Source organism: Prevotella rectalis (assembly GCF_900607215.1).
Classification (GTDB): domain Bacteria; phylum Bacteroidota; class Bacteroidia; order Bacteroidales; family Bacteroidaceae; genus Prevotella; species Prevotella brunnea.
Genome location: NZ_LR027820.1, coordinates 1,335,879 through 1,354,682, shown reverse-complemented (window position 1 = coordinate 1,354,682; position 18,804 = coordinate 1,335,879). Strand labels below are relative to the sequence as shown.

The window sequence follows — 18,804 nt, the reverse complement described above, 5'->3', positions numbered from 1 at the left end:
CAACAATGAAAAAGTACATTTTCATGGCTCTCTTAGGATTGAGCCTTTCAGTTCCCAAAGCTCACGCACAGTGGACGGTCTATGATCCCGGTAACTTTGCCGGCAACATTGCCAATACGGTCAAGGAGATTGCCACCGCCTCGAAGACAGTAAAGAATACCTTGGACGGATTCAAGGAGGTGGAGAAACTCTACAACGACACCAAAAAGTATTACGATGCCTTGAAGAAAGTGAATAACCTTATAGGAGATGCCTACAAAGTCAAAGAGTGCATCCTTATGGTGGGCGACATCTCGGAGATTTATGTCACCTCGTATAAGAAGATGCTCTCGGATAAGAACTTCCGCCCGACAGAACTCGCCGCAATAGCTTCGGGCTACACCAAGCTACTCGAGCAAAGTGGTGAAAGCCTGAAGGAACTCAAGTCCATCGTCAAGAGTAATGTCTTCTCCATGAACGACCACGAGCGCATGCAACAGATAGACCGTATCTATACAACACTACGTGAATACCGCTCCTTGGTGTCGTACTATACAAGGAAGAATATCTCCGTGAGTTATGTGCGTGCTCGTGAGAAGAACGACCTTGCCTCTGTCAAGGCACTCTACGGCAACACGGCAAGCAGGTACTGGTAATTCCACAGACTAAAAAGAACTTGAAAAAACTTTCATAAAACACTTTTGCTTATGGATTTTGCCAGTTTACATGAGCTGCTACGCTCCACCTACGATGAGATGATGCCCCTCTGTGCCCAGATGACAGGCATTGCCAAGGGTATTGCGGGTTTGGGTGCACTCTTTTATATTGCTCTTCGGGTATGGGCTTCCATTGCCCGTGCCGAGGCAATAGATGTTTTTCCGCTTCTCCGACCTTTCGTGCTGGGCTTCTGCATCATGTTCTTCCCGACAGTCGTACTGGGTACGATGAATGCCGTTCTCTCGCCTGTAGTGCAGGGAACGGAGATGATGGTACACCAGCAGGAGGGGAACCTTGCAGAACTTACTGCCAAGCGGGACAAGTTGCAGGAGGAAGCCTACCTGCGCAATCCCGAAACGGCCTACTTGGTGTCCAACGAGAAGTTTGACCAGAAGATAGAGGAAATGGGCATTATCGGTCCAGAGGATGCCGTGACGATAGCGGGTATGTATGCCGAGCGTGCCGCCTATCAGACCAAGCAATGGGTCATGAAATTGGTACACGATTTTTTAGAATTGCTGTTCCATGCTTCGGGACTCATCATCGACACGCTTCGCACCTTTATTCTGATTGTCCTTTCGATACTCGGACCTATCGTGTTCGGCATAGCCGTATGGGATGGTCTTGCAGGCTCACTTACGGCATGGTTCTCACGCTATATATCGGTCTACCTGTGGCTGCCTGTCAGCTCTATTCTTACGGCACTGCTTACCAAGATACAGGTGTTGATGATGCAGAAAGACATCGATGCGCTCAGCGATCCGAACTATCTGCCTGATTCGGGAACGTGGTATTACATCGTCTTCTTCCTTATCGGTATTGTAGGCTACTTCTGTGTACCTACCGTGGCAGGTTGGATTATTGAAGCTGGTGGCGGTATCGGCTCCTACGGACGCAATGTCAACCAGACTGCACAGCGTGGCGCTCAAGGTGCATATACCGGCGGCAAGGCTGCCATGGCAGGCGCAGGTGCCGCTGTGGGAAATGTCGGTGGACGTATCAAGGGAGCGCTGCTCAAAGGAAAATAGAAATGGAGCAACTATGCTTAATTAATCAACAGGTATAAAAGAAAAAAATGGAATTCAAATCACTTAATAATATCGAGACCTCATTCAGACAGATACGGCTCTATGCCTTTGTCTTTGCCATCGTATGTGTGGTAGTAAGCGGTTATGCTGTCTATGCCTCGTACACCTTCGCCAAGGAGCAGAGGGAGAAAATCTATGTGCTTGACCAGGGAAAGTCGCTCATGCTGGCTCTCAGTCAGGATGCAAGTAGAAACCGTCCCGTGGAGGCAAGAGAACACGTGCGTCGTTTCCACGAGCTCTTCTTCACCATTGCGCCCGACAAGGACGCCATCGAGGAGAATATGCAACGAGCCTTCCTCCTGTGCGACAAGTCGGCTTTCAACTATTACAAGGACTTGGCAGAGAAAGGCTATTATAACCGTGCCATATCGGGTAATATCAATCAGCGCATAGAGGTGGACTCTATTCACTGCAACTTTAACGCTTATCCTTACGAGGTAACGACCTTTGCCCGGCAGTTCATCGTCCGTCAGAGCAACGTCACCGAGCGCAGTCTTGTTACAACCTGCACACTGCAGAACTCAGTCCGTTCGGACAACAACCCGCAAGGCTTCCTGATGGAGAACTTCCTCGTTAAGGAGAACAGGGACATACAGACCTATAAACGATAAGGCTATGGCAAGAAAAGTAAATTATCTGCTCGCTCACCATTATCTGAGATTTCACCTTTGGCTCCGTCATTGGTGTGAAAGGCTCACGATAAGGCAGCGCAAGGCTATCGTCTATGGGCTGAGTTTTATCTATCTCATCTGTTCCCTTTGGATGATAGCGCAGTTTTTCCTTCCTCCAAAGAAGGAAAAACTACCCATTCCCACGGGAAAGCTGACGGACAGTCCGATACGGACGGACAGCACTTTACAAGAGTTACACGGCAATTTTTACCTACAACATCATCAAACAATCAAGGAAAATGGATAATAAAAAGAAAGAACAAATGAAAAAAGGTTTGGTCTTCGGAGGATTAGGACTGCTGTTTGCCCTTTCGATGTGGTTTATCTTCGCACCTTCGGGTAAGGATAAGACTGCAGCGGAGCAGGGACTCAATGACAGCATCCCGCAGGCAACGACAGAAAAGCTCACCGAAAACAAGCTCAAAGCCTACGAATTAGGCGACAAGGCACACGAGGAAGAACAGAGCCGCGAGGAGATGGGCAAGCTGTCGGACTATTTCGCACAGAACACAGCCCCCTCAGAAGCGCAGCGTGAGGAGGCGGCTGCATCGACAGCGAAGATAGAAAGCTCCATGCACCGCTATGAGGAGAATAATCGCCTTTTGAACTCCTTTTACGCTCCCGATCCGCATGAAGAGGAGCGTGAGGCAATGAGACAGGAGATTGACAACCTCAAAAAGGAATTGGCTTCCAAAGACAGCAGGGAGGACAATGAAGAGAAACGACAGCTTGCTCTGATGGAAAAGAGCTATCAAATGGCAGCAAAGTATCTTCCCAAGGCTTCTGCCGTTCCACCATCTTTGGGTAATGACTTTACCGAGAGTAAGGGACAAACGGCTACGGACAAAGGGCTGCGCATGAGCAATAATGCAAACGAAGGTTCGGCCGACTTGCCTGCAATGAAAATCTTGGCGGAACGCAAACAAGTAGTGTCCTCACTGGGGCAGCCGATGAGCGACGCTGACTTCATCAAGGAGTATGGCACGAAAGTACGCAACATGGGCTTCCACTCGCTAACAAGTACGGCTGCACCCACGATGCGCAACACGCTCAAAGTGGTCGTGGACAGGACAACCACGCTCAAGGAGGGCGACAATGTGGTACTCCGCCTGCTTGAGACTGCCAAGGTGCAGGGACTGCGCATTCCACGTCAAAGCCGACTCATAGCCATTGCCAAGATTGAAGGCAACCGTATGCACCTGCTTATCAAAAGCATTGAGGTGGACGGCCATATCATAGCCGTCAAGCTCTCGGCATACGACACGGAGGGACAGGAGGGGGTGTATATACCAGGTTCGGAGGACATCAATGCGCTTAAGGAAGTCGGGGCGAACATCGGTGGCTCGATGGGAACCTCCTTTACCTTCGCTTCCTCTGCCAAAGACCAGATTATCTCCGAGGCTGCTCGTGGGGTGATGCAGGGTGCAAGTCAGCTGCTTCAGAAGAAACTGCGCACCGTAAAGGTAACGCTCAAAGGGGGCTATCGCCTTTTCTTGGTTCAGTCCAAATAAAACAATCAAAAATGACAAGTAAAAAATAACATCAAATCAACAGCAACAATGAAGAAACTTATTTTATCAATGGCTTTGCTCGCAACGATGGGAGCGACAGCCACTGCACAAGACCTCAACAGCGGCACACCGCTTATGCCTAACCGTCCTCTCTCTTCGGGCGAACTCTTTCAAGGGATGAGCCGTGCCATTCCTAATGGGCGTGTCGTCATGCCCTACGGCTTGGACGTTACCTTTGACAAGACCGTGCATCTTATCTTCCCTTCTGCTATTCGTTATGTAGACTTAGGTTCGCAGAACATCATCGCAGGGAAGGCTGAGGATGCAGAGAACGTACTACGTGTAAAGGCTGCCGTCAAGGACTTTGAGACGGAAACCAATATGAGTGTTATCTGTGAGGACGGCTCCTTATATGCTTTCAACGTGAAGTATGTCGATGAGCCGGAGAAACTCAGCATCGAGATGAAGGACTTCCTGTCACCAACGGACGGACGACTGCCAAGCAACCGCTCTGACATTTACTTTAAGGAACTCGGCAATGAGTCGCCCGTATTAGTCAAACTGATGATGCAGACTATCTATCAGACTGACAGACGCTGCATTAAGCACATCGGTGCGCAGCAGTTTGGTATGAAATTCCTGCTTCGTGGCTTGTATGCCCATAATGGCTTGCTGTATTTCCACACTCGTATGGAAAACGGCACGAATATGCCGTACTCTGTGGATTTTATCACCTTTAAGGTGGTTGATAAGAAGATGGCAAAGCGCACCGCTATACAAGAACAAGTATTACAGCCGCTTCGTGCCTATCATCAGGTGATGCAGGTGCGTGGTATGGGTAGTGAACACACTGTGTTTGCGCTCGAGCAGTTTTCTCTTGCAGAAGACAAGCAGCTTGAAGTGACGCTCTATGAGAGAAATGGCGGTCGTACGCTGACCTTTTATGTAACGGCAGAAGACCTGCAGCTGGCAAAGAAGATTGATAACCTCAAACTGAAATGGTAGACATTATGAAGAAGAAAATCATTTTATCGGTTTGCATAGCGGTGGCAATGACTTTTAGTTTGCCATTGCAGGCACAGCGACTGATACCCAAGCAAAGGGGAATAGAGGTCGTAGGGAGTGTTCCACTTATCAAGGGTGAAAAGTTCCTTGCAACTGACAATTTTGGCATGGGAGCATCACTCACCCGATATTTGGGTCGTGAGAATTATACCTTTGTTATGGCAGAGTATGAACAGCAGAATATGCCGTACAGAAGTTATAACGTAAAACTCAAAGATGCACTTTTGCACTTGGGCTATATGTACCCGATTGTCTCCGACAATGGCAAGAACGTGTTTCTCTATGGTGGCATATCCGCCTTGGGTGGCTATGAGCAGCTGAACGAGGGTAACAAACTACTGCCCGATGGGGCAACACTGCTCGACCGTTCCCGCTTTGTCTATGGCGGTGCCGTGCATAGTTCGGTAGAAGTGTTCCTAACGGACAGGGTTCTCTTTCTTGTAAAGGCGCAGGGACGTTTCCTCTTTGGAACGGACGTGCATCGTTTCCGTCCAGCTGTTTCTGCAGGACTAAGGTTTAACTTTTAAGTAGAAGAAAAGATGAAGAAGATATTGAATACGATTTGGGTAATGGGTGTGCTGACCCTTGCCGTGTTTTGCCTATCTGCTTGTGATAGGGAACTGGATGTGCAGCAGTCTTATCCGTTCACTGTCGAGACGATGCCCGTTCAGAAGGACATTGTCAAGGGACAGACGGCAGAGATACGCTGCACGCTGAAGCGGGGCGGTGAGTTTGCTGACACTCGCTACACCATCCGATATTTTCAGCCCGAAGGCAAGGGGATACTGAAGATGGACAATAGTACGGTGTTCAAATCCAACGACCGCTATCCGCTCACAAAGAACGTTTTCCGCCTTTATTACACCTCGCTCTCCACCGACCGCCAGACGATTGACGTGTACGTGGAGGACAGTTTCGGTAAGATGCAGCAACTGACTTTCAGTTTCAACAACGAAAAGGCGGAAGAAAAGGGAAAGACCAACGCAGCAGTAACCAAAGCCTCGAACGATGCGAACAGCTAAACGCTTTGCTTTATTCTGTATAATGTGCTTGCTCTGCCAGCCGATCCTTGCCCAGCGCAGGGTACGGTTGGCAGACTTGCCTCCTTTTGAGCGCGCCGTGGTGGTCGTGAAATACTTCGAGGGACTACACAGAGAGAGTTGCTATCCATACGTCGGCTATGGTCATCAACTGCAACCGGGCGAACGTTTCACGGCAGATATGACGGAACGGCAGGCGGACTCGCTCCTCCGTGCCGACCTTTGGAAATGCTTTGAACACTTCAAAGGATATGGCAAGGATGCCCTGCTGCTCAGCCTCCTTGCCTATAATGTGGGCGTGGGGCGATTGCTGGGGTATGGCAAACATCCCAAGAGTAGGCTACTCAAAAAAATAGAAGCTGGAGACAGAAGCTTCTATCGGGAGTATGTTTCATTCTGTCGATATAAGGGCAAGGTTTTGAAAGGTTTGGTCAAGCGCAGACAGGTAGAGTTTGCCTTGTTCTTTCTTCCTTAACCATAGACTGCTATTTTTACTCTTGAATATTATACATTTTAATTTGGTTGTGTAAAATGAAATTAATATCTTTGTAATAATAGCATATTATTAATTAATTTAAATAAAAATCATAATCATGGATAAAACAGATGTAATTTTGCGAGAGCTGACAGAAAAAGAGGTTCTGGAAAGAAAACCTTTTTCACATTTTGGGTGGGAAGGAAATGGAGCATTTTCATTCGTTTCGATATCAGATGGGTATTGGGATTCTGCAAAAATATTACTGGGAAAGATGATTTCTGATAGCCGTAAGATAGCAGTAATTGATACGCTGATATATCCTCTATTTTTCAATTACAGACATTCCATAGAGGCATACTTAAAGGCACTTTTTTTTAACCATGGCAACCATACGGAAGAGGAAAGGCAAAAGTTCTTAAAATGTGGACATAATCTTCAATCTCTATGGAGTAATTTGCGACCGACTTTGGATGCAGGGAAAAAGCATGTAGGAAGCTCTGTCAATTTAGATGCAATAGAACATTATATAAAAGAAATTAATAAATTTGATCCTGACTCTATGGTGATGCGGTATCCTATTAGAAAAGATTTAAAGAATAATAAAGGACGTCAATACCGCGTTGATTTCATTCATTTTGGAGAACGTATGGATGAATTGTGTAATTCTCTGCGACAAATAGATTACGATATCTCTAATCAAATGGATGAATTAGCTACTCCAGAAGAATTAAGCAAATACCTTGAAGTATTCACAAAGTACAAGGATGAAATAGATGAATTTTTATTGCTTTTGGAGAAGGAGTTGAAAGATGAATATAAGGAAGTTGCCATAGACTTTTTCGATTTAGGAACATTGTCAAGTGATGACGAAATGTCAGATGTCGACAAATTCATCCAAGATTGTGCCCCAGATTTGCTAATTCTCCTAAATAATCTATATTATGGTGGACGTTTGGTCAATGAACAAGCTGTTCGATTATCAACCTCTCCAGTTAGAAAGCAGAAAGAATTTGTTCGTTTCTGTAACGAACTATTGAAAAAAGATGGACTCTCTTTTGGAACGGAGCCTTCTGAGGGGCAAATAAATATAGAAGGTAAACTAGCCTCATCCTTGATAGCAGGTATCTCAACATCTATTTCCATTCTAAATTTAGCAGATAAGATACAATAAGAAAGATAGAGTATAAGTCAGATATATTCCTGCGACTTTCTTTTGCTTCTTTTCTTTGGTCGCCTACTCGTTCAAAGAGAAAGAAAAGAAGCCACGCAAACCAAAAATTTGCGTGGCTTTTGCTAGTATTCAGAAGGATATTTTTGCACTTTCGTTATTCTGTCTATTCGTTTGTTGGGATGTCTGTCAAAAGCCCAATTTATTTCATCATCGGGCAGGGTGCTGTGAATGCTTCCACCCATAATCAACCCACAATTTTGCAGGACTTTTTGTCGTGCGTCTTCCTTGCTCTCCGCAACCACATCAAACACTCCATCGAAGATGTATTGTGTCCGAACTCTGTAAACTTTCTTCTTCATAATCTTAAAATTCAACCTTTAATAATCTGTATTCCTTTGGCTCTCCATTGGATAATTTGCGGTGTTTAAGCCAAAAATGATGTGCGCCATAGCCGTATGCAAAGAACTTATCAAGTTCTGTTTCTTCGGCTATTTTGTTGATAGCCGACCTTAACTCCTCTTTGTTGTCGGATAGGGTTATTGCATTAATAACCCTTATGAGAATATGCGGTATCTCATCCACATAGTTGTAGATAATGTTTTCAATCTCTGTTTTCATATCTCTGATAATTTAATGGTTTATACTTTATGCAGTCGCTTTCATTCTTCGACTTATAAGATCTCGATTGGCATTCACAAGGTTTACTATCTGGTCGTGATATTCCGTGTTCTTGTTGCACACGCCACGACTTTGCACCACCTCCAATGATTTCAGTGATACTTCTATTGTTTCTATCCGCTTGCCCTCAATGGTTGCCGATAGGATTAGTGAGTCCTCTTTAAGATAATATTCGTTGGAGAATACGCAATGGTGCATGGTCGCTCCCTCCTCCAAATGTTCCTGCACGCTCTCCAATACATGGACTTGGATAGTGCCGTCCGTGAAATGGATACCGAAAAATTTGGATTTAAGTTCTTTGAAACGCTTTTCATCTTCCATTGCCTTCTTTTGTTTCTGTTCTATTTCCTCCCTTTCACGCAATCTGAGAAGTTCCTCGTGGCTGCGGTCGTGTTCGCCTTTAAGGTCTGTTGGGCAAAGAAATTTTGGGTTGTGAATATCCTTGCCCAACCTGCGGAGTGTGTCTGCATAGTCACTCCAAAGAGAAATGTCTGCTATCTCATAGCCATTACGGACTGCAATCTTGTAGGACTGCCATAGTTCCTCAAAAGTCCTCCTGTTGCCAAGAAAGTAACGTAAATGGTCTGTTCGACCTGCCTTTAGCAATGTTTCCACACGGCTGTCTGTAAGCAATGCAGGAATAAGCTGGGTAGGCACGATGCCATAGAAATTATCCTTAAAACCATTTCTGCGAAGTATATCTGTAACCTTGAACTTCGGATATATCGGTGAGTAGGCAATATGCTGATAGGCTTCATTATCGTTGCGTATCGCCATAGGACTATAATAGGAAAAGGTATCAACATAGTGTCCCAATACCCTCTGTATGGCAACCACAGCTTTTCGTCCCTGCATATTCCACCAATATTGCCCAATCTCAATTATAGAAGTCTGTGCTTTGTAACCTTTCTCCATACCCACAATAAGTAGGAACATACGCAATACTTGAAACTCTCCACAAGTGGTAAGTATGGTGAAATACTGCTTCTGCTGCAACTTGCGCTCATAGGTTTCCTTGACCTGCAACTTTGCCCTGCAATGAGGGCAAGTGCAAGTTTCTCTATGTTTGTCCATTACCCAACTATACCCACAATCCATACAAGTGGTGCGACCTTTTGGCAAGCGGTAGGCGAAGTGGTCAATGCACTCACGGAATGCCCACTTGCCTTGTGTCTTGGTTATCGGGCGAAGATGCTTGCTTTGTTCCAAAACTGCCTTTTCAAATTTGTTTCTTGGTTTCATAGGCTTAAAAATCGAATAGTGAGGGTTGTGCTTTGGTTACTGCGTTCTCGGCCTTTTTCACTCGTGCGTTACGGCTCTGTATCTTGGCAAGTTCCTCACGCTGATATTGCTTAATGGCTTCCTGCCTTGCTTCGGCTTTTTCTTCCTCCGTTAGTTCCACAATGTGATTAACGGCTACTTGGCAAGAAACAGCCTTACCCACCTCTATATCGTCTTCATCATAGTAGTGAACAGCCATAGAGAAGATTTCATCATCATCAAAGCCGTTACAACCGCTTTTCTGCACTTCATTAAGAATGTAGGTGATGCACTCCTCAATATTCTTGTTAGGTTTCATCAAGTTAGGGGCAAACAAGGGGTCTGTCATAGCACGCTGATTAAGATACTCGGCTATTGTCCGTGTGAAATGTTCTGTTCCTTTCATTGTCGTATATGTTTTGATGTTATTAATACTTGGGAATTTCTACTATTTGATTGATACGTCCATATAGGTAGGCTCTTAGGCTTGTTCTGTCGGGTGCGTAATACTCTGTCCATTGTCCGTACTGATTGACAAGGTATTTCTTCAGTACATCAAAGAAGTCAAAGCGATAGCCTTGCAGGGGTACGGCTGTGCGGAAATAGGTATTAGAGTTTACCGCTTCACATAGCCAATTCTTTTCTTCACGGCTCATCATTTCGCCACGATTGAGTTTCATACGTAGGAGATATACTTTGCTGTTACAAAGGCTCTCCAAAGGGGGAACGTCCCATTGTACAAACTTAATTGCCAACACTTGCTCACTTTTTTCAGCCACAGGGTTAATGCGGTAATGAGAGGAGGAGCTATATCCTTTGCTGTTCATCGAAGATGTTGTATTTACCTTTTGCTTATCCATAGCGACATTTTTTTTATGCGTCCAAAGATCGGAGTATGCTGATTTTTCGGGCAAGCCCTCAACAACTCGTCCTTTTTGTAGCAAAATCAAGGTAGCGGGGCGAGGCTTGCACAAGGTTTTGGCGGAAAATACAACCCGTAGGCGTGGAGATTTTCCAGACAAACCAAGCGGCACAGACCTTGGGAAAGCCACAAGCTCCGTACTACCTTTGCGGATAAAAAGGGAACAGCATCCGTCTCCTTTTCATCACATATCGTGGAGCATAGGAAAAGAAGCAAAAGTGCAACGCTCGTAGTGGAATATAGAAAAGGTGGCTATCTCAAAATGCGAGATAACCACCTGATGAAATAAAACGAAGGTTTTACGGAGCTGTGCTTCTCAAAGTACGCAGAGCAGGGTGGCACAGACAATCGCCAGCCAGAAGAGAATGCTCAGCAGCGTAAATGCCACTTTCAGAATTACCCTGACTATAAAGCGTAGTATCAGAAAACCTGCAATGACTGACATGACAGTTACGACTTGTGGCGTTACTATCTTCGAGATAAGCCAAATGGCACCGATAACGATGGAAAGCAGGAAGCCTAGTTCGAAGAAGCGTGTCCAACCGAAGCGGCGGACTTGCTTGGGAGAAGTCGGCTGCTGCTTGTTCTTATCAGTTTTGTTCGATGCGTCTGCCTTGATGAAGGCAGGTGTGTGAACGTCTTGATTCATGATGATTGTATTCATATCGGAGCTTTTTATAGTTTCAAGAGCAGTTACAAGATGCGCAGACTACACAAAGACAAGTGTTTGAAAAAACTCTTGGCGTGTGGAGTGGAGCGTTTATCTTGGCTCTTGACACTACAAAAGCTCCAGATGGTGCTACATCAAGTCATGTTCTCACCGCCTATCGTTGGCAGACCATTGACCTCAATGAGCAGAACGATTGTTCCTGTCAGTTCGGTGTAGAGTTTATCATACTCTGGACTTGCACCAAAGTCGTCCGCCAGTTCGTACTTATCAAAAACGCTTTGCACAGCCTTATTCTTCAGAAGCATTGGTGCCAGTCTTTCAGGAAGAGGAGAAGGGAGTTCTTTCTCGAACTCATTCTCTAAGACAGACACAAGTGTGTCATACTTGGAAAAATGCAAATCTTGGTATAATACTTCGCTTGACATTACCTCTGCTTCGGGATGAGAAAAGCCTTGTGCTATAGCATCGCAGTAAGTTGTCAATGCTTCGTCTGCGCGAGCAGTTATAAACGTATTTTCATTCACTCTCTCTGGAAAATGCTCTCCGAGATACGTTTCCAACTTCAAACGGAAGTAAGAAAGTTCTTTCTTTGTTGTTGTCATAATCTTCTTGGTTTAGGGTTGTACATTATTTTGAGTTGATGCCCATAGCAACATTGAACTTGTCTAACTTGCCAGCCAACTGTTCCATATCGTGTTCTATCTTCTTATTGGTTATACGGGCATAAATTTGTGTAGTTTTAATGTTGGTATGCCCCAACATCTTCGATACACTTTCCATAGGAACACCCTTGCTGAGCGACATGGTTGCAAACGTATGTCGGGCAAGATGGAAGGTCAGATTCTTCTTGATGCCACAAATGTCGGCAATTTCTTTCAAATATGCGTTGGTTTTCTGATTCGTTAGGATGGGAAATAGTTTGCCGTCCCGATAGGTCTTATGACTGTACTTGGCAATGATACTCTTGGGAATGTCAAGCAATAAAACATTTGTCTCCACATTTGTTTTCTGTCTCTTGGTCATAATCCACTGCTTATCATCAAGTGTTACGATATTGTCTGGTGTGAGATTGGAAACATCAATATATGCCAGACCTGTGAAACATGAAAAGATAAAAACGTCCCTTACTAGTTCTAAGCGGTGGATATCCAGTTCTTTGTTGGCAATCTTCATGATTTCCTCGTCCGTAAGGAAGCCACGGTTTACCGGCTCCAAGTGGAAACGATGATTGAGGAATGGGTCGTGAAGAAGATAGCCACGCTTTTGCGCATAGATGGTCACGGTTTTCAGTGCCTTCAATTTCTTGACTGATGTGTTATAGGCACACCCAGCCGCCGTACTCAGGTACAGCTCAAAGTCCTGTACTACGGATGGCGTGAACTCTGCCAGTCCAATATCTTTCTTCCCATACTTATAGATAAGGAATTCTGCGAAATGCCTTCTTAAAACGCTGTACTTTTGCAGGCTGTCCTTGCTGATGGTATGTCCGACACGCTGTCTGACATCTTCGTTGAACTTGTCGAATATAGGGAGAAAGGTCGTGTACTCCCTGTCTTTCCCGACAAAGAATGAGCGGATTTTATCCAATGACAAGGATTCATCATCCTCGAATTTGTGGTAAATGTTATTCAGCATTGTGGAAATGGAGTCCAATGCGGCATTAGCGGATAAGGCTTCTGCCGTCCGACCTTTGAGCCTGCTGGTAGTGTTATTCCACAGCGATTTGTCCACGAATATTTTCGTAGATCCGAAATTAGCCATCTCTCCGTTAAGGAATACTCGGAGCATTACAGGCGACTTTCCTTCTTTGTTCTCATAGTTTGAGCGTAGGTAAAAGGATACCTTGAAATTTGTTCTCATAATGCATCATTCTTTTGTGTAGCACTCGGCTGCAAAGTTAATATATAACACTCTGAAAAAGAAAGAATTAATGCCGTCAATATGGTATTCAAAATCCCGTCACTGCTACATTTTTTGCTGCTACAATTTTTGTGTAGCAGTTTATGTAGCAGAAATTGACCGAATGATGATTGTCAAAACATAGGGTTATGCCGTCAGGCGATAAAGGTATATACAAAGAAAAATCGTTGTAAAACCTTGATTTTACAACGATTATCTAAATTTTGAAGGCTAAAATGAAGACTCTTGTGAAGACCTTTTAAAGCCTATTAGCGGAGAGAGAGGCTCTTTCTCTTGAACTATCACAAGCTATCAAATTGTATCAATCTATTGTAATATAGCAGTTTACGCAAAATGTTAATAAAATGAGATTTCACGGAAAATCTTTGGTAATATTATTTTTAGGGTGTAACTTTGGGTGCATAAAACAATACACCCGAAGATATGAACATCAAACGGAACATCATCTTCACGTTGGAGAGCAGGAAGAAGGACGGAGTTCTTATCACAGAGAACGTGCCTATTCGTATGCGCGTTAATTTTGCGTCCAAGCGGATTGAGTTTACCACTGGCTACCGCATTGATGCTAGCAAGTGGGATACAGATAAGCAACGTGTGAAGAATGGTTGTAGCAATAAGTTGAAACAATCGGCTTCTGAAATCAACACTTCACTCTTGGAGTATTATACAGAAATACAGTCAATATTTAAGAGGTTTGAGGTAGAGGACGTAATGCCAACGCCCGAACAGATAAAGAAGGCTTTCAATGCTTTGCACAAACCTGTGAGCGAAGAACCTAAGCCAAAGAAAGAAGCGTTGCCTTGTGATTTCTTTCAGGTGTTTGATGATTTTGTCGAGGATTGTGGACGTCAGAACAATTGGACGGACTCCACGTTTGAAAAGTTTGCAGCCGTGAAAAATCATTTGACCAACTTTCGTGAAGGACTTACCTTCGAGTTCTTTGATGAGCGAGGCTTGAATGACTATGTGGGTTATCTCCGTGACGTAAAGGAGATGCGTAACACAACCATTGGCAAACAACTTAGTTTCTTGAAGTGGTTTTTACGCTGGGCTTTCAAGAAAGGTGTACACCAGAACAATGCTTACGATAGCTATAAACCTAAACTCAAAAGCACACAGAAGAAAATCATCTTCCTCACATGGGAGGAACTGAACAAACTCCGAGAGTTCGAGATACCTGCTACTAAGCAAGCTTTGGACCGGGTGCGTGATGTATTTCTTTTCCAATGCTTCACAGGCTTGCGCTACTCCGATGTGTTTAATCTTCGTAGAAGTGATATAAAGGGCGACCACATTGAGGTTACAACGGTCAAGACTTCTGATAGTTTGATTATCGAGCTGAACAACCACAGCAAAGCGATACTTGACAAATACAAGGACGTGGCATTTGAAGATGACAAGGTGCTGCCTGTCATTACCAATCAGAAAATGAATGACTACCTCAAAGAATTGGCAGAACTGGCAGGTATTGACGAGCCTGTGCGCCAAACTTATTACAGGGGTAATGAACGCATTGACGAAGTTACACCTAAGTATGCCTTACTGGGTACACATGCCGGTCGCAGAACATTCATCTGCAATGCACTTGCATTGGGAATTCCTCCGCAAGTTGTGATGAAATGGACAGGACACAGTGATTACAAGGCTATGAAACCCTATATTGATATTGCAGATGACATCAAGGCAAATGCCATGAGTAAATTCAACCAATTATAATACCGAAACGATATGAGCCAAGAAATAAATAAAACAGGGAACCAAGATCTATCTTTTGTTGTACGAGCCATCGGTACCGATCTTGAGCATACACAAATACGCTTAATAGCTTCTGCAAACGCAGATATGCTTTTCCACTATTGGAAAGTGGGACATTTTATCCTCTACCTCCAAAAGAAAGAAGGTTGGGGAAGCAAAGTAATAGACAATCTATCCAAGGCGATACGCTCAAAATATCCTGATAAGAAAGGGTATTCTCGTAGAAATATCTTCTATATGTGCCAGTTTGCCAGTGCTTATCCGTTGGAAGTGCTGAAAGAGATGGACAGGATAGATAGCATGCTCACAACTCCGACTGTAGAGAAGGTTTTAAGTCTGACAAACGAACTCAATCAAATTGTGCAACAACCTGTTGCACTAATTCAAGCCACGGAAAATCAATCGAATACAATTACGCAACAGCCTGTTGCACAATTAGAAGAAGTTACTGAAACATTGTCATCAATCTATCACTGTGACATCAGTCAGATAGAGGAAATCTTCAAGCATTCTGCCATAGTTCGCACCAACTGGGCGAGCCATGTAATTCTGCTTAATAGTAAACTTCCTTTGGGCGAGTGCTATTGGTACATTACGCAAGCAGTTGCTAATGGGTGGAGTCGCAATGTTCTGCAAATGCAGATTGAGACCAATCTTTTCGATCGGCAAATTATGGCAAAGAAAGTGAGCAACTTCTCTGTGCGATTACCCAAACCGCAAAGCGACCTTGCCAACTATCTGATGAAGGACCCTTACATCTTTGACATGATGGGACAGACAGATAAAATGGCAGAACGAGACATTGAACGGCAATTGGTTTCACATATCACAAAGTACTTACTCGAAATGGGAAGTGGCTTTGCGTTTGTAGCACAGCAAAAGCATTTTGAAGTAGGTGATTCTGATTTCTATGCCGACCTTATCCTCTATAATATCCAACTACACGCATACGTAGTTATCGAACTTAAAGCGACACCATTCAAGCCCGAATACATGGGACAACTGAACTTCTACATCAATGTAGTGGACGATACCCTACGTGGCGAGCACGACAATAAGACTATCGGCTTGCTCCTCTGCAATGGTGGCGATAAGGTGGTAGCGCAATATGCCCTTTCAGGTTACGACCAACCAATTGGCGTTAGTGATTATCAACTATCAAAGGTAATTCCCGAGAATCTAAAATCTGCTTTACCTACGGTGGAGGAAGTCGAAGAGGAAATTAACAGATTTATAGGAGAAGATTAAACGGACAAGATGTGTTGATATTGAGTGTTCTTTGCTTAGCAAGGACCACGTAATTAATGTGTTATCTTAACTTGAAAATAGTTGCTTGTGCTAAAAACTTAGATTAGTTAAAATGATAAAAACTAAAATTGTACACACTAATAATAACGGAGATATAGAATATAAAGTACTAAATGACACCGATTATTTTATAAAAGCCATAGGCTGGTGCCTTGTATTCCTGTTAGCTTGTCTTTTTTGTTTTTTTATTCAGAAATGGGTTGTTTCCCCTTTTCTTAATACTATTTCCTGCATTTTTACATTATGTGCTATTGCCCTTTTCGGATTTATATATCGCCGTAGTAGCTTACTAGGAAAGGAGGAAGCTTCTCTAGTTACTGATGCTATTCATTTTATTGCTGAACAAGATGCAATTCAACGAAATCAGGAAATTGTAGATATTAAATTTTGCTCAGATACTTTGGACTCATATGGTACTATTGATGAAGAATATGTCCTAGTTTTGCTATCAGATAAAACAATACTAAAATATCCTATCGAACAACTTAATAGAGAAGATAAGCAGTATAATTATAAGTTGATTAAGAAAGGCTTCTCAGAATGTACAGATAAAACCAAAATACAAAAAATATTAAGACCAACCTTACGGTATAGGATAATGAATTCTCCAGCTCTTATCACACCTATAACATGGATTATCATAATTGGCATTTTGGCTATAGGATCTGTTGTAATGTCCCTGTTTTTGACAAATATTCATGATGCATATGATGCCATTGCCCTACTCTCAATTCCATTTTGGCTACTAACATTTATTCCTATTGATAGATATATAGATAAGACATTACCAAAGAATAGAGTTTGCAATATTATTAGATTTATTCTATCAATTCCAGTTTTCATATTAAAGCTAGGCAACCTGATTATGCCCTTTTTAACAATAATGCTAACGCTCATACTTATGTTTGCTTTCTCTTTCTTACCAATATTTTTTATAGTGATAAGTATAGAGTTGTTAGGATATAATATAACGTTAAACGCTAAGCTTTTTATTTTTCTTACACTCCCTTTTATTATTGCATCACAAGGTTCAATATTTATACGCAATATTATCTTAAGGCAAGTTCCATTTCGAGGGAATGATCATCATTACCAGTTATTCATGAGAGAATTGGTAAAGTTCCTATATACAAAAGAAAATTTGAATTTTATCATCTATGCTGGGTATTTTTTCTTTCTGACAGTTTCTACACTTAAGACTTTACAGACTGGAGGAACCATCTTAGGTAGAGAGATTGATTTAATTGTTGCAAAATCCTTTCTTGTATACATTGCATGCACGAGTATGTTTGACCGAAAGAAATCCTCAAACATTGAAGGAGGTACATTACTAACTCTTTTTTTTAAAATATTGTTGGCCAGTGATGATGAAATCTGGATACAAAAAAGAAAATCCCATAAATTGGATGACTAATTAATTTCTATTTATTATGAGTGTATACAGAAGATATAATTATCAAATTCATACAGATAAAGGTATCTACAAGCGAAGAATAAAAATAAAGGATTAACCAAGTTGAAGGTCAAAGAATAGTTTAATTATCAAACATTCCAAGAAGTTGTATGAAACAATTTCTTGGAGTGTTCACTATTTCTTCAAATGCTTCTTTAGTTTTCTTTGTTCTTGCTTAATCTTATCCTGTTGTAGCAATAACTCGGCTTGTCGTTGCAGGGCTTGTTCGTAATTGACTACCTTTTGTTGTATCTGCCGAATGGTTTTGGGATTGCGATGTGTGATAAAGATGCTGTCGAGATGGGCGAGGTCTACAGGCGTGGCTTTGCCCTGCATACGCAGATAGCGATAACGCAGGTCGTAATCAGAGGCTGTTTGCAGTTGGTTGGCTCCCATACCGAAGAACCAGCAACTGACTATGGCTCAGTAGAAAATCAGTGGGGGAATAATTTGTTATTTATCTTAATAATTCCGACCTTCGCATCATGGAAGAAAATATGTTACGCACCTTGGCAGCTCTTGTGTTGCCCACTCAAATATTAGAGTTTTTTACTATCGTTTCTGTCCGTGAGGTCGGATCAGAGTTTCATATTAGTCTTGACGAACGTATGGACAAGACTTTGGCGGATGATGCCAACTTCGAGTCCAAAGGGTTCATGGAAGCTGTTAATATAACTGACTTTCCGATCCGAGACCATAAGGTTATATTGAAAATTCGTCGCAGACGATGGACGGACTTGCGCACAGGCAAGAGCTTTACGCTTCCCATCGCTTTAGACATGGTAGCTCAGGGCACTCGTTACTCCAAGGAATTTGGAGCTTTTTTAAAAGAAACGTATGGAGACATCCCCCGTGAGCTGCCTTACGCTTGAGGATTTCTATCATATTGACGGACACACATTTGAGAAACAATACAAGGAAGTTCTGAGCGGCTTTCGTCAATGGGACCAGGCAGAACATGCCGACGAGTGGCTTCTCTTTCCTGACAACATCGGATCCTCTTTGGCTATTGATGAAACTTCACTGTCTAACGGCGAACTGTACACTTTCGTGACCAACCGTGCAGCAAGGACACGGGAAAGAAGTCTCGTGGCAGTAGTTGCAGGTACAAAGTCAGA

22 protein-coding genes and 2 pseudogenes are annotated in these 18,804 nt (G+C 43.2%); 15 read left to right on the top strand and 9 right to left on the bottom strand.

Annotated features, from left to right (window positions below; all coding sequences use genetic code 11):
* Positions 1–5: 5 nt before the first annotated feature.
* The 10 genes from E0E16_RS06940 to E0E16_RS06895 all read left to right on the top strand — a co-directional run bounded on the left by E0E16_RS06940 (position 6) and on the right by E0E16_RS06895 (position 7,720).
* Positions 6–635, top strand: a complete 630-nt coding sequence (locus tag E0E16_RS06940; protein WP_036926146.1) for a DUF4141 domain-containing protein — start codon at positions 6–8, stop codon at positions 633–635.
* Between the two features lie 51 nt (positions 636–686).
* Positions 687–1,724, top strand: a complete 1,038-nt coding sequence (traJ, locus tag E0E16_RS06935) for a conjugative transposon protein TraJ (RefSeq protein ID WP_004358249.1) — start codon at positions 687–689, stop codon at positions 1,722–1,724.
* Positions 1,725–1,771: 47 nt separating this feature from the next.
* Complete coding sequence (gene traK, locus E0E16_RS06930) at positions 1,772–2,395, top strand: conjugative transposon protein TraK (protein WP_130829677.1); 624 nt, start codon at positions 1,772–1,774, stop codon at positions 2,393–2,395.
* A 4-nt stretch (positions 2,396–2,399) separates the two neighbouring features.
* Positions 2,400–2,702: a hypothetical protein gene (locus E0E16_RS06925; RefSeq protein WP_040555354.1), complete on the top strand. Its 303-nt coding sequence runs from the start codon at positions 2,400–2,402 to the stop codon at positions 2,700–2,702.
* Positions 2,695–3,966: a conjugative transposon protein TraM gene (gene traM / locus E0E16_RS06920; protein ID WP_130829676.1), complete on the top strand. Its 1,272-nt coding sequence runs from the start codon at positions 2,695–2,697 to the stop codon at positions 3,964–3,966. The genes E0E16_RS06925 and traM overlap by 8 nt, the downstream gene beginning before the upstream one ends.
* Before the next feature lie 48 nt (positions 3,967–4,014).
* Positions 4,015–4,971: a conjugative transposon protein TraN gene (gene traN / locus E0E16_RS06915; RefSeq protein WP_130829675.1), complete on the top strand. Its 957-nt coding sequence runs from the start codon at positions 4,015–4,017 to the stop codon at positions 4,969–4,971.
* The gene (locus E0E16_RS06910; RefSeq protein WP_036900554.1) at positions 4,965–5,558 is read left to right on the top strand and encodes a conjugal transfer protein TraO; all 594 of its coding nucleotides are present in this window, start codon (positions 4,965–4,967) and stop codon (positions 5,556–5,558) included. Before traN ends, E0E16_RS06910 begins: the two co-directional genes overlap by 7 nt.
* Positions 5,559–5,570: 12 nt before the next feature.
* Positions 5,571–6,053 (top strand): DUF3872 domain-containing protein, encoded by a 483-nt coding sequence (locus E0E16_RS06905; protein WP_130829674.1) that lies wholly within the window; start codon positions 5,571–5,573, stop codon positions 6,051–6,053.
* On the top strand, positions 6,040–6,546 hold the full coding sequence (locus E0E16_RS06900; protein WP_036900558.1) for a glycoside hydrolase family protein: 507 nt from the start codon (positions 6,040–6,042) through the stop codon (positions 6,544–6,546). The genes E0E16_RS06905 and E0E16_RS06900 overlap by 14 nt, the downstream gene beginning before the upstream one ends.
* Before the next feature lie 118 nt (positions 6,547–6,664).
* Complete coding sequence (locus tag E0E16_RS06895; protein ID WP_007173308.1) at positions 6,665–7,720, top strand: hypothetical protein; 1,056 nt, start codon at positions 6,665–6,667, stop codon at positions 7,718–7,720.
* Positions 7,721–7,842: 122 nt separating this feature from the next.
* Here E0E16_RS06895 and E0E16_RS06890 read toward each other — a convergent pair whose 3' ends face one another.
* The 8 genes from E0E16_RS06890 to E0E16_RS06855 form a co-directional block, all read right to left on the bottom strand.
* Positions 7,843–8,079, bottom strand: a complete 237-nt coding sequence (locus E0E16_RS06890) for a hypothetical protein (protein ID WP_036864491.1) — start codon at positions 8,077–8,079, stop codon at positions 7,843–7,845.
* A gap of 4 nt (positions 8,080–8,083) precedes the next feature.
* The gene (locus E0E16_RS06885) at positions 8,084–8,338 is read right to left on the bottom strand and encodes a DUF8466 domain-containing protein (RefSeq protein WP_036864488.1); all 255 of its coding nucleotides are present in this window, start codon (positions 8,336–8,338) and stop codon (positions 8,084–8,086) included.
* A gap of 27 nt (positions 8,339–8,365) precedes the next feature.
* Positions 8,366–9,640 carry a PcfJ domain-containing protein gene (locus tag E0E16_RS06880; protein ID WP_130829673.1) on the bottom strand — a complete coding sequence of 425 codons (1,275 nt, stop codon included), beginning with the start codon at positions 9,638–9,640 and terminating at the stop codon, positions 8,366–8,368.
* Positions 9,641–9,644: 4 nt separating this feature from the next.
* Positions 9,645–10,064, bottom strand: a complete 420-nt coding sequence (locus tag E0E16_RS06875) for a PcfK-like family protein (protein ID WP_036865047.1) — start codon at positions 10,062–10,064, stop codon at positions 9,645–9,647.
* A 22-nt stretch (positions 10,065–10,086) separates the two neighbouring features.
* A complete protein-coding gene (locus E0E16_RS06870) occupies positions 10,087–10,518 on the bottom strand; it encodes a hypothetical protein (RefSeq protein WP_036900563.1) in 432 nt (143 codons plus the stop codon).
* Positions 10,519–10,896: 378 nt separating this feature from the next.
* Positions 10,897–11,244, bottom strand: a complete 348-nt coding sequence (locus E0E16_RS06865; RefSeq protein WP_130829672.1) for a hypothetical protein — start codon at positions 11,242–11,244, stop codon at positions 10,897–10,899.
* A gap of 140 nt (positions 11,245–11,384) precedes the next feature.
* The gene (locus tag E0E16_RS06860) at positions 11,385–11,852 is read right to left on the bottom strand and encodes a DUF1896 domain-containing protein (RefSeq protein WP_130829671.1); all 468 of its coding nucleotides are present in this window, start codon (positions 11,850–11,852) and stop codon (positions 11,385–11,387) included.
* Positions 11,853–11,877: 25 nt separating this feature from the next.
* Positions 11,878–13,110 (bottom strand): site-specific integrase, encoded by a 1,233-nt coding sequence (locus tag E0E16_RS06855; RefSeq protein ID WP_036900569.1) that lies wholly within the window; start codon positions 13,108–13,110, stop codon positions 11,878–11,880.
* A 483-nt stretch (positions 13,111–13,593) separates the two neighbouring features.
* Here E0E16_RS06855 and E0E16_RS06850 point away from each other — a divergent pair, with 483 nt between their 5' ends.
* The 3 genes from E0E16_RS06850 (at position 13,594) to E0E16_RS06840 (ending at position 17,647) form a co-directional block, all read left to right on the top strand.
* The gene (locus E0E16_RS06850; protein ID WP_130829670.1) at positions 13,594–14,886 is read left to right on the top strand and encodes a site-specific integrase; all 1,293 of its coding nucleotides are present in this window, start codon (positions 13,594–13,596) and stop codon (positions 14,884–14,886) included.
* Between the two features lie 12 nt (positions 14,887–14,898).
* A complete protein-coding gene (locus tag E0E16_RS06845; RefSeq protein ID WP_130829669.1) occupies positions 14,899–16,173 on the top strand; it encodes a PDDEXK nuclease domain-containing protein in 1,275 nt (424 codons plus the stop codon).
* A 112-nt stretch (positions 16,174–16,285) separates the two neighbouring features.
* Positions 16,286–17,647, top strand: a complete 1,362-nt coding sequence (locus E0E16_RS06840; protein WP_130829668.1) for a hypothetical protein — start codon at positions 16,286–16,288, stop codon at positions 17,645–17,647.
* A 174-nt stretch (positions 17,648–17,821) separates the two neighbouring features.
* On the opposite strand, the pseudogene E0E16_RS06835 reads toward E0E16_RS06840, so the two are convergent.
* Positions 17,822–18,106: pseudogene (locus E0E16_RS06835) on the bottom strand (hypothetical protein); the annotation flags it as partial.
* Positions 18,107–18,171: 65 nt separating this feature from the next.
* On the opposite strand from E0E16_RS06835, the gene E0E16_RS06830 reads away from it, so the two are divergent.
* On the top strand, positions 18,172–18,558 hold the full coding sequence (locus E0E16_RS06830) for an ISAon1 family transposase N-terminal region protein (RefSeq protein ID WP_130828385.1): 387 nt from the start codon (positions 18,172–18,174) through the stop codon (positions 18,556–18,558).
* Positions 18,524–18,804: pseudogene (locus tag E0E16_RS06825) on the top strand (ISAon1 family transposase); the annotation flags it as partial. The gene E0E16_RS06830 and the pseudogene E0E16_RS06825, both read left to right, overlap by 35 nt.

Bases quoted from the DNA above. Each gene is read 5' to 3' on its own strand.
- E0E16_RS06940 (WP_036926146.1), top strand. From the start codon at position 6: ATGAAAAAGTACATTTTCATGGCTCTCTTAGGATTGAGCCTTTCAGTT.
- traJ (WP_004358249.1), top strand. From the start codon at position 687: ATGGATTTTGCCAGTTTACATGAGCTGCTACGCTCCACCTACGATGAG.
- traK (WP_130829677.1), top strand. From the start codon at position 1,772: ATGGAATTCAAATCACTTAATAATATCGAGACCTCATTCAGACAGATA.
- E0E16_RS06925 (WP_040555354.1), top strand. From the start codon at position 2,400: ATGGCAAGAAAAGTAAATTATCTGCTCGCTCACCATTATCTGAGATTT.
- traM (WP_130829676.1), top strand. From the start codon at position 2,695: ATGGATAATAAAAAGAAAGAACAAATGAAAAAAGGTTTGGTCTTCGGA.
- traN (WP_130829675.1), top strand. From the start codon at position 4,015: ATGAAGAAACTTATTTTATCAATGGCTTTGCTCGCAACGATGGGAGCG.
- E0E16_RS06910 (WP_036900554.1), top strand. From the start codon at position 4,965: ATGGTAGACATTATGAAGAAGAAAATCATTTTATCGGTTTGCATAGCG.
- E0E16_RS06905 (WP_130829674.1), top strand. From the start codon at position 5,571: ATGAAGAAGATATTGAATACGATTTGGGTAATGGGTGTGCTGACCCTT.
- E0E16_RS06900 (WP_036900558.1), top strand. From the start codon at position 6,040: ATGCGAACAGCTAAACGCTTTGCTTTATTCTGTATAATGTGCTTGCTC.
- E0E16_RS06895 (WP_007173308.1), top strand. From the start codon at position 6,665: ATGGATAAAACAGATGTAATTTTGCGAGAGCTGACAGAAAAAGAGGTT.
- E0E16_RS06890 (WP_036864491.1), bottom strand. From the start codon at position 8,079: ATGAAGAAGAAAGTTTACAGAGTTCGGACACAATACATCTTCGATGGA.
- E0E16_RS06885 (WP_036864488.1), bottom strand. From the start codon at position 8,338: ATGAAAACAGAGATTGAAAACATTATCTACAACTATGTGGATGAGATA.
- E0E16_RS06880 (WP_130829673.1), bottom strand. From the start codon at position 9,640: ATGAAACCAAGAAACAAATTTGAAAAGGCAGTTTTGGAACAAAGCAAG.
- E0E16_RS06875 (WP_036865047.1), bottom strand. From the start codon at position 10,064: ATGAAAGGAACAGAACATTTCACACGGACAATAGCCGAGTATCTTAAT.
- E0E16_RS06870 (WP_036900563.1), bottom strand. From the start codon at position 10,518: ATGGATAAGCAAAAGGTAAATACAACATCTTCGATGAACAGCAAAGGA.
- E0E16_RS06865 (WP_130829672.1), bottom strand. From the start codon at position 11,244: ATGAATACAATCATCATGAATCAAGACGTTCACACACCTGCCTTCATC.
- E0E16_RS06860 (WP_130829671.1), bottom strand. From the start codon at position 11,852: ATGACAACAACAAAGAAAGAACTTTCTTACTTCCGTTTGAAGTTGGAA.
- E0E16_RS06855 (WP_036900569.1), bottom strand. From the start codon at position 13,110: ATGAGAACAAATTTCAAGGTATCCTTTTACCTACGCTCAAACTATGAG.
- E0E16_RS06850 (WP_130829670.1), top strand. From the start codon at position 13,594: ATGAACATCAAACGGAACATCATCTTCACGTTGGAGAGCAGGAAGAAG.
- E0E16_RS06845 (WP_130829669.1), top strand. From the start codon at position 14,899: ATGAGCCAAGAAATAAATAAAACAGGGAACCAAGATCTATCTTTTGTT.
- E0E16_RS06840 (WP_130829668.1), top strand. From the start codon at position 16,286: ATGATAAAAACTAAAATTGTACACACTAATAATAACGGAGATATAGAA.
- E0E16_RS06830 (WP_130828385.1), top strand. From the start codon at position 18,172: ATGGAAGAAAATATGTTACGCACCTTGGCAGCTCTTGTGTTGCCCACT.